This is a genomic window from Enterobacter sp. T1-1 (assembly GCF_000710795.1).
GTDB classification, from domain to species: Bacteria; Pseudomonadota; Gammaproteobacteria; order Enterobacterales; family Enterobacteriaceae; genus Enterobacter; species Enterobacter cloacae.
This window is the reverse complement of sequence record NZ_JALW01000020.1, coordinates 128,345-141,143: the sequence shown is the minus strand read 5'-3', so window position 1 is coordinate 141,143 and position 12,799 is coordinate 128,345. Positions and strand designations below refer to the sequence as shown.

Here is a 12,799-nt window from a genome sequence, read left to right as displayed (position 1 = left end):
GCCCGTCCCCCCCCCCCGCCCCCCCCGCCGTTGCGCGTCATCCGCCGCACGGAGGCGTAATTCTGCCCGCCGTTAATGCTCATACTCAGCGCCACGCCTGGCGTACAGGCGATCGAGAGTGCCCCGTTTGGTACGAAGCTGGTGCTCACCGGAGCACTCTCCACGCCGGTATGGGTACCGAAGTTCAGCGTGCCTAACAGCCCCCCACTGCCGGTGCTCACCGCGCATCCCGGCACAATGGTCGCGCTGACCTTAAAGGACTGCGACGTGACGGCCATAGCGGCCGGCACCAGCGCCAGCCCGAGGATCAGCGTAAAAAAAAGATGCACGATCCCCTCTGCGCAGTGGCGCAGACCTGAAAAAGCGGTCTTCATGGGCTAAGTGGGCTAATAGGTTACGCTGACATTTATGGTGTCGGTGTAGGTCCCCGGTACCACCGTAACGCTGTTTCCGCCGCCGGTAATACGCCCGTAGAGGGTGTAACTGTCCACCCCACCGGCCGTGGACGCGATCGGCAATGCCGCGTTATTCGCCACAACGTTATTAAATCCGCTGTCGCTATACAGGCTGTATGCCACACCCTGCGCCGTGTTGGTGGTGTTGATCAGATAGCGGGCGGGTGTCCCCGTCGTGCCAACGACGGTGCCCGGCGCAGTGGAGTTGGTATTCCCGGTTATCGCCACCGTGTAGCTGGCGGTTGTACATTGAATCGTGAAGGTGTTTCCGCCGCTGGCACCGGTCAACTGCGTCGTCAGGGTGGAAAAGGTTGCAGGATGGGTTCCGAAATCCAGTGTCCCGAAGTTAATGCCGTTTTGGGTGGGCGATCCATTAATCAGACACCCGTTTGTCAATGTCAGCGTCGCGCCGATAGTGCCACTACTGGTGACCGCCAGCGCCTGATGGGCGGTTGTCGCGGTTAACAGAATGCCAGCGCAGGTCAAAAGGCGTTTTCTTTTCATTTACCACCCTCCAGAAGACGTCTCCGTTCACGTACAACAATTTAGTTTTAACGTTCAAGATGTTAGCCCCGCTTAATGTTCCTCCGAGGGGGTTATTGAGAATTTAGTTTATGGTTATCGCTTCGACCACTGGCGGCCATGTCAGTCACCCCCTTGTCCGATTGACAGAGAAATGATTTTAGAAACATTGGGTTATTGATTTATAAACGGAATTTACCGAATGTTGCCTGAGGATATATCCCATTAAAGTGTGATAAGCGTCACAATATATCGTCGCAGCATTAGCAACAAAATTAATAAAATTTAAAAAGGAGTTGTATCTCCCCCCGCTTTACTTCAATTTATGTGCCGAATAATTTCCCGCGCAGTAATAAAAAATCCATATATATCGGCGCGGGCGACATCTACAGCGCATAGGGGTCTTTTTCGTGGCAAGTGCAAACAAACTTACGCTCTTCATCGTGATATTCATGCTGGCGGGTATTCTTTCAGGGGCGGCCATTCATGAATACGCATCTGCGGATGCCATCAAAACCTGGTCGGATAACATTACGCTTCTCACCGATATTTTTCTGCGACTGATCAAAATGGTGATTGCACCGTTGGTCTTCAGCACGCTGACGGTCGGCATTATGAAAATGGGCGAAACCTCGACTATTGGCCGCGTAGGCGGTAAAGCGATGGTATGGTTTATCAGTTCATCGGTGCTTTCTATTCTGGTGGGGCTGTTTATTGTCACTCTGGAGCATCCAGGCAGCGGTCTGAACCTGACGATCCCCACTGAAGCGGTGGATACCGGGCTGGCCGTCGGCGGCATGACCCTGAAAGCGTTCCTCTCACACACCATTCCGACCAGCATTGCCGGGGCGATGGCGAACAATGAAATTCTGCAAATTGTGGTGTTCTCCATGTTCTTTGGCATCGGCGGCGCGTCGCTGGGCCAGAAATTCAACGCCCCGCTGGTTGCGGCGCTGGATGTGGTATCCCATATCATGCTGAAGGTCACGGGCTACGTCATGTATGTTGCCCCGCTGGCGATTTTCGCTGCGATCTCATCGGTGATTGCCACCCAGGGTCTCGGTATTCTGCTGAACTATGCCTCCTTTATTGGCGGCTACTATGTGGCGATCCTGCTCACCTGCATGGTGTTGCTGGCAGTGGGTTACATGGTGCTGAAAAAAGAGGTGTTCCGCCTGCTCAGCATGCTGAAAGATCCGGTGCTGGTCGCCTTTACCACCAGCAGCTCCGAGGCAGCGTATCCGAAAACCCTTGAGCAACTGGAGCGATTTGGCTGCTCGCGCAGCATCGCCTCTTTCGTCCTGCCAATTGGGTATTCCTTTAACCTGGTCGGTTCGATGGTCTACTGCTCTTTTGCCTCAATGTTTATCGCTCAGGCGTACAATATTCATTTGAGTTTCTCTGAGGTCACCGTTCTGATGCTGACGCTGATGCTGGCATCAAAAGGCATTGCGGGGGTACCACGCTCTTCGCTGGTGGTACTGGCGGCGACCATCCCAAGCTTTAATATTCCGGTGGCGGGTATTTTGCTGCTGATGGGGATCGACCACTTCCTGGATATGGGGCGTTCCGCCATTAACGTGCTGGGTAACGGGATTGCAACCGCGATGCTGTCGCAGAATGAAGGGGCGCGGGAAGCTGAAGCGGAGCTGGTAGAGCAGGAAGTGTAAGAGTACAAAAGGGGTGTGGCCTGATGCCCTCACCCCACCCCTCTCCCACCGGGAGAGGGAGCAAACACAAAAAACGGCAACCTGGATTGCCGTTTTGCATTTACCTACGCTACATGGTTCGCCGCGATATCCAGCAACGCCATCTCTTCGCTGTTCAACAGCTTCTCAATGTTCACCAGAATCAACATACGCTCACCCAGCGCACCCAGCCCCGTCAGGTACTCGGTAGACAGCGTGACCGCAAACTCCGGCGCCGGACGGATTTGGTCAGACGTCAGTGAGAGCACGTCAGACACGCCATCCACCACGATACCGACCACGCGCTGCCCCAGATTGAGGACAATCACCACGGTGTTATCGTTATACTCCACATCGCCCTGGCTGAACTTCACGCGCAGGTCAACGATAGGCACAATCACGCCGCGCAGGTTAGTGACGCCTTTAATAAACGCTGGCGTGTTCGCGATGCGGGTAACCTGATCGTAACCACGAATTTCCTGCACTTTCAGGATATCGATGCCGTACTCCTCATCGCCTAAAGTGAATACCAGGAACTCCTGTCCTGATGGCTCGCCCGCCAGTTTCGTTACATTACTCATACCGGTCATGTTCTTACCCTTTACTTAATCAGGCGGCTGTGTACGCCACACGTTGTTCACGATTTAATCCCTGAAGCGCCGACACGTCGACGATCAGCGCCACGCTACCATCCCCCAGAATGGTGGCGGCAGAAATACCCGGCACTTTGCGGTAGTTACTTTCGAGGTTCTTCACCACCACCTGGTGCTGACCAATCAACTGGTCAACCAGCAGCGCGTAGCGGCGACCCGCACTTTGCAGGATCACGACGATACCCTGCGTGGCCTCTGTTTTCGCCCCGTCGACTTCGAAGACTTTCCACAGTTCCACCAGCGGCAGGTATTCCCCACGCACTTCGAGCACGCGCTCGCCACCTGCCAGTGGGTGCAGATCTTCTTCACGTGGCTGCAGTGATTCCATTACCGCGTTCAGCGGCAGAATGAAGACTTCGTCCGCCACTTTCACCGACATACCGTCGAGGATCGCCAGCGTCAGCGGCAGCAGAATACGAATGGTGGTACCAGAACCTTGCTTAGACTGGATTTCGACGTGGCCGCCCATTTCCTGAATGTTACGCTTCACCACGTCCATTCCCACGCCGCGTCCGGAGACATCCGTCACCTGCTCGGCGGTTGAGAAACCCGGGGCGAAGATCAGCATGCCCACTTCTTCATCGGTCATGTTTTCGCTGACCGCCATCCCCTGCGAAATCGCCTTCGCCAGGATACGCTCGCGGTTAAGGCCCGCGCCGTCATCGGTTACTTCAATACAGATGTTCCCGCCCTGGTGCTCCGCAGACAGGATCAGGTTACCGACCGGGGATTTTCCGGCTGCAATACGGTTTTCCGGCAGTTCGATACCGTGGTCCAGGCTGTTACGTACCAGGTGCGTTAACGGATCGATAATGCGTTCAATCAGGCTCTTATCCAGCTCGGTGGAGCTGCCCATCAGCGTCAGTTCAATCTGCTTATTGAGTTTACCGGCCAGGTCGCGCACCAGACGCGGGAAGCGGCTAAAGACGTACTCCATCGGCATCATACGGATGGACATCACCGATTCCTGCAGATCGCGGGCGTTACGCTGTAACTGCCCCATGCTGGTAATCAGATCGCCGTGCGTGACCGGGTCCAGTTCGTTAGAACGCTGGGCCAGCATTGACTGGGTGATCACCAGCTCGCCGACCAGGTTGATCAGCTGGTCAACCTTCTCTACGGCAACGCGGATGCTGGTCGATTCGCTGGAGCGCGCCGCCGGTTTTTCACCACGGCCCGGGGCAGCAGCCTCTTTAGGAACGGCTTTCAACGCCGGAGCAGCAGGGGCGACCGCGGGCGCAGCAGCCTGAGCCACAGCGGCAACCTCCTCCACTGCAGCAGGCGCGTCAACGGCAACCGCTTCCGTTTCAAAGGCGATTTGATCGGCTTCGATAACAAAGCACAGCACTGCCACGATGTCGTCCTGGCTGATACCGTCATCGAGCGTCGCAGCAAGGCTGTCTTTGCCTTTTACCACGTTGCTTAATGTCGCCAGGTTACCCAGCTCCTCTTCCAGCAGGTTGACTTCGTTCTCTTTCAGGCGCGACAGCACAACGCGCAGTTTCCCGGCTTTAGCGGCGGCAGGTGCTGGATCTTCAGCGGCTGGCGCATCAACAACGCTCAGTTTGGCTGCAGGAACAACGGCTGCGGCGACCTCACCTTTTGCTTCCAGCGCAAGCTGGCGCAGCGCATTGCAGATGTATTCAAAGCTGGCGGCATCAGGCTCTGCCGAACTTTTATAGGCGTCGAGCTGTTCCTGCATAATATCTTTGGTTTCCAAAAACAGGTTGATAATGTCGGTATTGAGCTGCATCTCACCGCGTCGTGCTTCATCAAGCAGGTTTTCCATTAAATGGGTGGTTTCCTGCAGGATGGTAAATCCAAATGTTCCGGCTCCGCCTTTAATGGAGTGCGCAGCGCGGAAGATGGCATTGAGCTGCTCGGAGTCCGGCGCTTCTGGCACCAAATCCAGCAAATGTTGCTCCATATCCGCCAACAATTCGTCGGCTTCATCAAAGAATGTCTGGTAAAAATCGCTAATATCCATGCTCACGCTATCACCTCGGATTGGCTGGTGGCGATGTTGGAACGGCAGCCGAAGGAACGGCCCCAGGCTGTTTTAAATCGTCCAGTGACTCATTCTGACTTTCGGCGTTTTCATGCAGGATGGCCTGCTCCGCCTGCTGGTTCAGCACTAAAAGACTGATACGACGGTTGATGGCGTCATCCGGCCCGCGGTCAGAGACACGCATGGTTGCTGCCATGCCGACCACGCGCAGTACCTTGCCATCATCAAGCCCACCCGCCACCAGCTCGCGACGCGAGGCGTTGGCACGATCGGCAGAAAGCTCCCAGTTGCTGTATCCCTTCTCGCCCGTGGCGTACGGGAAGTCATCCGTGTGGCCTGACAGGCTAATGCGGTTTGGAATACCGTTCAGCACCGGCGCAATGGCGCGCAAAATATCGCGCATATAGGGTTCAACCTCGGCGCTACCGGTTTTGAACATCGGACGGTTCTGGCTATCAATAATCTGGATACGCAGCCCTTCCTGCACCAGATCGATCTTCAGATGCGGTCGCAGCGCGCGCAATTTCGGGTCCGCTTCAATCAGCTGATCGAGATCGCCGCGCAGTTTTTTCAGACGCGCCTGCTCCATCTTTCTCTTCAGCTCGTCGATGTTCGGCTCTTTTTTCACCTCACCCTGCTTCTGGGTGTAATCATCGCCGCCGCCGGGGATCGGGCTGTCACTGTTAGAGATACGCGGGCCACCGGAGACCGCAGTCGCCAGCGGCGTACGGAAGTATTCCGCAATCTGAATCAGCTCTTTCGGGCTGGAGATCGAGATCAACCACATCACCAGAAAGAAGGCCATCATTGCGGTCATAAAATCGGCGTAGGCAATTTTCCAGGAGCCATGCGCACCGTGCCCATGCCCCTTATGCTTGCGCTTTTTTACGATGACGATCGGATGGGACTGGTTTTTCATGCGTCCTCAGTTGTCGTCTGTTGGTTTGGGTTTTTCACCGCACGCACGTGTTCTTCAAGCTCGATAAACGACGGACGCTCGCTGGAGTAAAGCGTTTTACGGCCAAACTCAACCGCGATCGGTGGCGCATAACCGTTGAGGTTAGAGAGCAGCGTAATCTTCACGCACTGCATCATTTTGGTGGTTTCCGCGCTCTTCTGACGCAGAACGCTGGCCAGCGGAGAGATAAAACCATACGCCAGCAAAATACCGAGGAAGGTCCCCACCATGGCGTGGGCAATCAGCGCCCCCAGCTCTGCCGCCGGGCGATCCGCCGAGGCCAACGCGTGAACAACCCCCATGACCGCCGCCACGATACCGAAGGCCGGCAATGAGTCCCCCACCAGCGCCAGGCTGTTGGCCGGCACTTCGGATTCGCTCTCGTGGGTTTCGATCTCTTCGTCCATCAGCGCTTCAATTTCGAAGGTATTCATATTGCCGCTGATGATCAGGCGCAGGTAATCGACAATGAAATCCAGCATCATGGCATCGGCAAGGATGCGCGGGTAGCTGGCAAAAATCTCGCTCTCTTTCGGGTTTTCGATATCCCGTTCCAGCGAGAACATCCCCTGCTGGCGCGACTTCGCCATCAGGCGATAAAGCAGAGCCAGCAGATCCATATACATGCTTTTGGTGTATTTCGAGCGACGGAACAGCAATGGAATAGCTTTCAGCGTCCCCTTGATCGATTTCCCGTTGTTGCCAACGATAAAAGCCCCTACCCCTGCGCCGCCGATGATAATAAGTTCAGCCGGTTGATAGAGTGCTCCAAGGTGCCCGCCGGTCATCATGTAACCGCCGAAAACTGTACCGAGAACTACCAGGTAACCTAATAAGATAAGCACGACATCATCCTTCCGCTAGTGACTATGGCAAGGACGTTCAGCTCGCAGCGTTTACCGAATCCAGGATAAAAAAAAGCAGCGGTAATGGCTTACCGCTGCTGGAATCTTTCCCACACGTTCGGGTTAAACAGCTTGTTCGATCTGTTCATCCAGCAGTTGTGGAATAATATCGGCAGCATCCCGGGAAAGTTTACGTCTTTTTACTGCACGGGATGGAGGCTGACATAAACTACAGGCGAAGCTGCCTGCAGGCTGATGAGCATGGGTAATGAAATTGCCATCGCAGCAGTTGCAGCGCGACAATTCAAGCATTCCGCTCTCAACAAAACGCACCAGCGTCCATGCGCGGGTCAGCGCCAGCAGGGGACCCTCTTCCTGCTGTGGGCATTGTTCAAGGTAAAGTTTATACGCTTTGATCACGGCATCGACGCCGCTACACAAACCGGTTTTGAGAAGGTACTGCCAGGCATTACAGAACATGGAGGCGTGAATGTTCTGCTCCCAGGTCATAAACCAGTCCGTTGAAAACGGCAACATTCCTTTCGGTGGGGGACTACCACGTAACTCTTTGTACAGTTTGATGAGACGACCACGGCTCAACTGAGTTTCGCTTTCCAGCATTTGTAAACGAGCACCCAGTGTAATCAGCTCCATGGCCAACTGTATGTCACGCGCTTCCTGAACAATGCTTTTCTCGCTCATTTCTACGCTCTTTTTTTACGGGCTGCGTCATCAGGCTGGCTGATTTCGTTGAGCAAGCGGGTGGAGAGAAGAATACCGGTATGGATCTGTTGCAGATCGTCCACACGAGATTCCTGTGTCAGCCGCGTGATAGTCTGAGGATTATCGAAGCGGAACTGGCAAACCAGTTGATTCGTTTCAGCCAGTTTAACCATTTGCGGCAGGGTTAACCCGCCCAGCATGGTTGCCATCTCTTCGTTAATACCCAAACGAAACATCGCGGACGCTTTGTCCTGACTAATCAATCGCTGCGCGAGCAGTAAATATGACAGGTTGATGTCGTAGATATGTTTTAGCAACTCGGATGTATGCATTTTTCCCATCCCGAATAACCAACTATTATTTTTATGCGGAAAGACCGCACCCCGTGATGTCGCCGGGAAAACACCCGGTATTTAAAAAAAAGGCTAAATGCATAGTTGAATTTAGGTTTGTATTCTGCAAAACGTGCACCAACGAAGCGCGGATGCGCTTCTTACATGTTTTATCATTTCTTACAAATAACTAAGATTTTTCCTAATTCGACGCAAACTCTACTCGTCAGTTTTGACACATACAATGCAGCCATCCTCAAATTTAAAAAAAATGTGATCCATGTCACATAATTTAAGTGAATATCATCCATAAATCCATCAGTGAGACTTGTAATTTGTTCATTTTTTAACCGATCAAGACCATTTTATATTCTTTATGGACGAATACTCATGCAGAAGTACGAACAGAAGGCGCATGGCGATTGCTTTTTTGAGCAATAGCGACTACCGCAACAATTCACACGCTATACATCTCAGGACCACATTTTCATTACCTATGAAAAACATACAGTTATGTTTGAGGGGTGAAAAATTTGTTTCAAAGCGTGATCATTAACATTGCGTTTATAACGCTTCAAAACGATTTAACAGCACACGCATCAAAATGTGTGATTTACGTTAAGTTGTTAATTTTTTTCATTTGCACGCGGTTTGCCGTTATTCTTCTTATAAGAATAATTAATGAATAATTATGAGAAGCTTCACACTAATGTCGTATTCACCTCTTGCAGAAGCGCTGATTTCGCGGTAATGCTGACACAGACGCGGTTTTCAGACAGCTAAGGAGTGCGTGATGAGTTACTCCCATCTTCTTGTTTCTGTTGCAGTTTCACCGGAAAGTCACCAACTCGTTGCCCGGGCGGTGTCCATCGCCCGCCCGCATAATGCGCGCATCAGCTTAATTACCCTTGCGGCCGAACCCGAGATGTACAATCAACTGGCAGCCCCCATGCTGGAAGATATTCGTGAGGTATTGCAGGAAGAAACGCAGCAATTTCTGCAGGAGCTGGTGGAGAAAGCGCAATATCCCATTTATCAGACCGTCATTGCGACAGGTGAACTGAATGCGCATATTCTCGACGTATGTCGCAAAGAGAAAATTGATTTAGTGATATGCGGGAATCATAACCAAAGTTTTATTTCACGGGCGGCCTGCGCGGCGAAATCGATAGTCGCCTCAAGCCTGGTTGATGTGCTGTTGGTGCCTCTTGGGGGTCGTTAAACCCCCAGAGGAATATCACGCCAGTTTAGGGAAAGTCGCGATCTTTTTTTGCAGAACGCCTTCATGGCTTTGCGGCTCAATATTACGCAAATCGCGAATAAAACGTGCCTGCCAGTGATTAATATCGTTCTCGCGGATCGTATCCATCATTTCCGCATGACGGGAAATACGCTCCGTCAGCGGCATCGTCAGAGCACGGTTGAGCGCGTTCGCCACATCATCCCGGTCGTAAGGGTTCACGATGAGCGCTGAAGTGAGTTCGTTCGCGGCTCCCGCAAACTGAGAAAGCACAAGCACCCCCGGATCGGCCGGATCTTGTGCTGCCACATACTCCTTTGCCACCAGATTCATCCCGTCGCGCAGCGGTGTTACGAGGCCGACGTCGGCATATCGGAACACCTTCATCAGGATCTTACGGTCAAAATGTTGGTTCAGATAAAACAGCGGCGTCCAGCCCAGCTGACCGTAGCGGCCGTTGATGCGCCCTGCTTCCGTCTCCAGTTGATGACGAATATCCTGATAGGCCTGCACTTCCCCACGTGACGTAGGTGCAATCTGCGTATAGCGGATTTTACCGTGGTGCTGCGGATATTTATCCAGCAGCGTTTCATACGCCAGGAAGCGCTCCGGCAGCCCTTTGGAGTAGTCGAGACGCTCCACCGAGAAGATATTCTTCACGTGTTTCAGCTCGTTTTTAAGCTGTGCCAGCTTCGGCGGCAACGGACCAGACGCCTGCTCAGCAATCTCATCCGGCTCTATCCCAATCGGATAGACTTCGGTATGGAACGTTTTACCCCAGGCCGTATGCGTTTTGCCCCCTTTCGTCATCAGGCGTGTTTTGCCCGATACCGAATCCAGGAACGCAATGCGGTCATTCTCAGTCTGGAAGCCCAGCAAATCGTAATCACACAGCGCTTCCAGCAGCTCTTCATGCGGCGGCAGCGCGGTAAAAATTTCCGGTGTCGGGAACGGAATATGGAGGAAGAAGCCGATGCGGTTGTTGACTCCGCGTTTTCGCAGCTCACGGGCGAAGGGAAGCAGATGATAATCGTGGATCCATAAAATATCGTCTTCCTCGATTAAAGGCAGCAGTTTATCCGCCAGCAGCGCATTGACGCGGCTGTAGCCTTCAAACGATTCTCGCTGAAATTTGACCAGGTCCAGACGGTAGTGGAACGCGGGCCACAGCACGGCATTCGAGAACTGGGAGTAGTACTCGTCATAATCTTTCTCTTTCAGGGCGAATGACGCCCAGGTGATGTTGCCGCGCGTCACCTTTTTAAGTGGTTTTTCTTCCTCACTGATGTCACCACTCCAGCCAAACCACAGCCCGCCAGCAGCTTTTAAGGCACCTAATACCCCCACCGCCAGCCCACCTGCACTGGCTTTTTTATCGTCAGGCGGTGCGATACGGTTAGAGACGACGACTAAGCGACCCATAATGGTTTCCCCCTTTGTTTTGCGCTATTTGTTGTTGTTGCTGGTTAGCGATGTCAGATATCCACTGCCAGACGCTGGCCACATTTGCCAGACGCCATTCGGCTTCAGTGTCACCAGGCCCAACCTTCACGGAGATCCCTCCGGCCTGATTCACTACACGAAACCCGGCCTCATCGGTCAGGTCATCCCCAAGAAAAACGGGCGTCCGGCCCCGGAAAGGCGGCGTTGCCATAAACGCGGCGATCGCAGCCCCTTTATTGATCCCTTTCGGTTTAAGCTCCACGACGCATTTACCCGGCTGCAACGCCAGCTCAGGATGCGCCTGCGCGACCCTGGCGGCGAGCGCAAGCACGGCCTCTTCATGCTGCGGTGCCTGGCGATAGTGCAAGGCAAAGGCCATCCCTTTGGCTTCCAGCTCCGTGCCCGGCAGTTCAGCCAGTGCAGCAGCGAGCTGCGCCTGCAGCTTTTCGATTAATGCATCGGGGAGTGAAACGATGTGCGTGTGATCATGGATGTCGCGGCGCTCCGCTCCGTGTACACCGGCCAGCGGAAAGTGGTAAGGACTGGCGAGCAAATCCAGCTCGGCCATTGAGCGCCCTGATATCAATGCCAGTGCTCCCTCATTCATTTGCGAGAGCTGATGCAAATCCTGTAATACCGCCTCCGGGATAACCACCTGGTCGGGGTGCGGTTTTATCCCGGCGAGCGTGCCGTCGAGATCGAAAAAGAAAGCATAGTGTCCGGGCAGTACAGGCGGTGCGGTTAACAAGTCAGCCACCCTGGTCCTCCTTACGGTTTACGAGAGGTAAACGCCTTTACCTCTTTCATAGCCATGTAAGTATAGACAGTGTGACGTCGCTCGCCATTTGACAACCGCCCCGCCAACGGAACTGGCGGGGCGGTTCAGGCGTCAACTAAGGTTATAAGTTGAGCAATTAAAAGGCAGGAAGAACGTTACACGGTACGCTTCGCTTTTTGCTTGTAACGGTCGAAAATCACGGCTGCAAGCAGGATCAGGCCACGAACCACATACTGGGAGAACGGCGAAATATTCAGCAGGTTCATGGCGTTCTCTACCGTCCCCAAAATGAGGATACCGGCCACCACATATGAGATTTTTCCGATGCCGCCTTTCAGCGAAACCCCGCCCAACACGCAGGCTGAAATGACGATCAGCTCGTACCCAATGGAGGTCATAGGCTGGCCGCTGGTCATGCGCGATGCCAGAATAATCCCCGCTGCCGCCGAGACCAGACCGGAGAGCACAAAGATAATGATCTTAGTGCGCACCACCGGTACACCCGCCAGCCGCGCCGCTTCCTCATTACCGCCGATCGCCAGGGTATTACGGCCAAACGTGGTGCGGTTAAGCAGGAAGCCGAACAGGATCAGACAGGCCACCGTCAGCCAGATTGGCGCAGGCAACCCCAGCCAGTTCGCATAGCCCAGGGTGAAGAAGCGTTCGTCTTCAATCCCCACCGCTTTACCGTCGGAGATGATATAGGCCAGACCGCGCACAATCTGCATGGTCGCAAGCGTGGTGATCAGGGCGTTAATCTTCAGGCGGGCAATCACAAACCCGTTAACCAGACCGCTGATAACGCCCAGCAGCAGACCCGCCAGCACGCCAATCCACAGGCTTTCGGTCATGTTGATTACCACCGCCGTGGTGACGCCAGCACAGGCAATGACGGAGGCCACTGACAGGTCGAAATCGCCCGAGGCCAGACAGAACAGCATCCCGCAGGCCACCATACCGGACATGGAAATGGCCAGCCCCAGCCCTTTCATATTAATGAAGGTGGCAAAGTTGGGCACAAAGATCGCGCAGGCGACAAAGAGTGCGGCAAAGACCACCAGCATGCCGTACTGATCCCAGATGCGGCCAAAACTGAAGGCCGATTTCGATTTCGGCGCTCCGGATGTAGTAACAGAGGACATCATTAACTCCTT

General features: G+C 53.8%; 13 protein-coding genes. 2 read left to right on the top strand and 11 right to left on the bottom strand.

Going from position 1 to position 12,799, the window contains the following annotated elements; translation table 11 throughout:
* Positions 1-374, bottom strand: a 374-nt coding sequence (locus AK59_RS0108955) for a spore coat protein U domain-containing protein (RefSeq protein WP_032618473.1), incomplete at its 3' end; no start/stop codon positions are given.
* A 12-nt stretch (positions 375-386) separates the two neighbouring features.
* Positions 387-959 (bottom strand): spore coat protein U domain-containing protein, encoded by a 573-nt coding sequence (locus AK59_RS0108950; RefSeq protein ID WP_013096056.1) that lies wholly within the window; start codon positions 957-959, stop codon positions 387-389.
* A gap of 428 nt (positions 960-1,387) precedes the next feature.
* Between AK59_RS0108950 and AK59_RS0108945 the strand changes: the two genes are divergently transcribed.
* Complete coding sequence (locus AK59_RS0108945; protein WP_023620134.1) at positions 1,388-2,647, top strand: dicarboxylate/amino acid:cation symporter; 1,260 nt, start codon at positions 1,388-1,390, stop codon at positions 2,645-2,647.
* A 104-nt stretch (positions 2,648-2,751) separates the two neighbouring features.
* On the opposite strand, the gene cheW is transcribed toward AK59_RS0108945, so the two are convergent.
* The 6 genes from cheW to flhD form a co-directional block, all read right to left on the bottom strand.
* A complete protein-coding gene (cheW, locus tag AK59_RS0108940; RefSeq protein WP_013096054.1) occupies positions 2,752-3,255 on the bottom strand; it encodes a chemotaxis protein CheW in 504 nt (167 codons plus the stop codon).
* 19 nt (positions 3,256-3,274) lie between these two features.
* A complete protein-coding gene (cheA, locus tag AK59_RS0108935; protein WP_029882594.1) occupies positions 3,275-5,311 on the bottom strand; it encodes a chemotaxis protein CheA in 2,037 nt (678 codons plus the stop codon).
* Between the two features lie 4 nt (positions 5,312-5,315).
* Positions 5,316-6,245, bottom strand: a complete 930-nt coding sequence (motB, locus tag AK59_RS0108930; protein ID WP_013096052.1) for a flagellar motor protein MotB — start codon at positions 6,243-6,245, stop codon at positions 5,316-5,318.
* Entirely contained in the window at positions 6,242-7,129 is an 888-nt protein-coding gene (motA, locus tag AK59_RS0108925) for a flagellar motor stator protein MotA (RefSeq protein WP_008500417.1), read from the bottom strand. Before motA ends, motB begins: the two co-directional genes overlap by 4 nt.
* 123 nt (positions 7,130-7,252) lie before the next feature.
* Positions 7,253-7,831, bottom strand: coding sequence for a flagellar transcriptional regulator FlhC (gene flhC, locus AK59_RS0108920; RefSeq protein WP_013096051.1), 579 nt, complete (start codon positions 7,829-7,831; stop codon positions 7,253-7,255).
* Positions 7,832-7,833: 2 nt separating this feature from the next.
* Positions 7,834-8,184, bottom strand: a complete 351-nt coding sequence (gene flhD / locus AK59_RS0108915; RefSeq protein WP_013096050.1) for a flagellar transcriptional regulator FlhD — start codon at positions 8,182-8,184, stop codon at positions 7,834-7,836.
* 793 nt (positions 8,185-8,977) lie between these two features.
* Between flhD and uspC the strand changes: the two genes are divergently transcribed.
* Positions 8,978-9,406, top strand: coding sequence for a universal stress protein UspC (uspC, locus tag AK59_RS0108910; protein ID WP_029882593.1), 429 nt, complete (start codon positions 8,978-8,980; stop codon positions 9,404-9,406).
* Positions 9,407-9,421: 15 nt separating this feature from the next.
* Here the strand turns inward: uspC and otsA are convergent, their stop codons facing one another.
* From otsA to araH, 3 genes are all read right to left on the bottom strand, one after another.
* Entirely contained in the window at positions 9,422-10,846 is a 1,425-nt protein-coding gene (gene otsA / locus AK59_RS0108905) for an alpha,alpha-trehalose-phosphate synthase (RefSeq protein ID WP_013096048.1), read from the bottom strand.
* Positions 10,821-11,624, bottom strand: coding sequence for a trehalose-phosphatase (gene otsB, locus AK59_RS0108900; protein ID WP_029882592.1), 804 nt, complete (start codon positions 11,622-11,624; stop codon positions 10,821-10,823). Before otsB ends, otsA begins: the two co-directional genes overlap by 26 nt.
* Before the next feature lie 176 nt (positions 11,625-11,800).
* Positions 11,801-12,787, bottom strand: a complete 987-nt coding sequence (gene araH, locus AK59_RS0108895; protein WP_013096046.1) for an L-arabinose ABC transporter permease AraH — start codon at positions 12,785-12,787, stop codon at positions 11,801-11,803.
* Between the last annotated feature and the right edge of the window lie 12 nt (positions 12,788-12,799).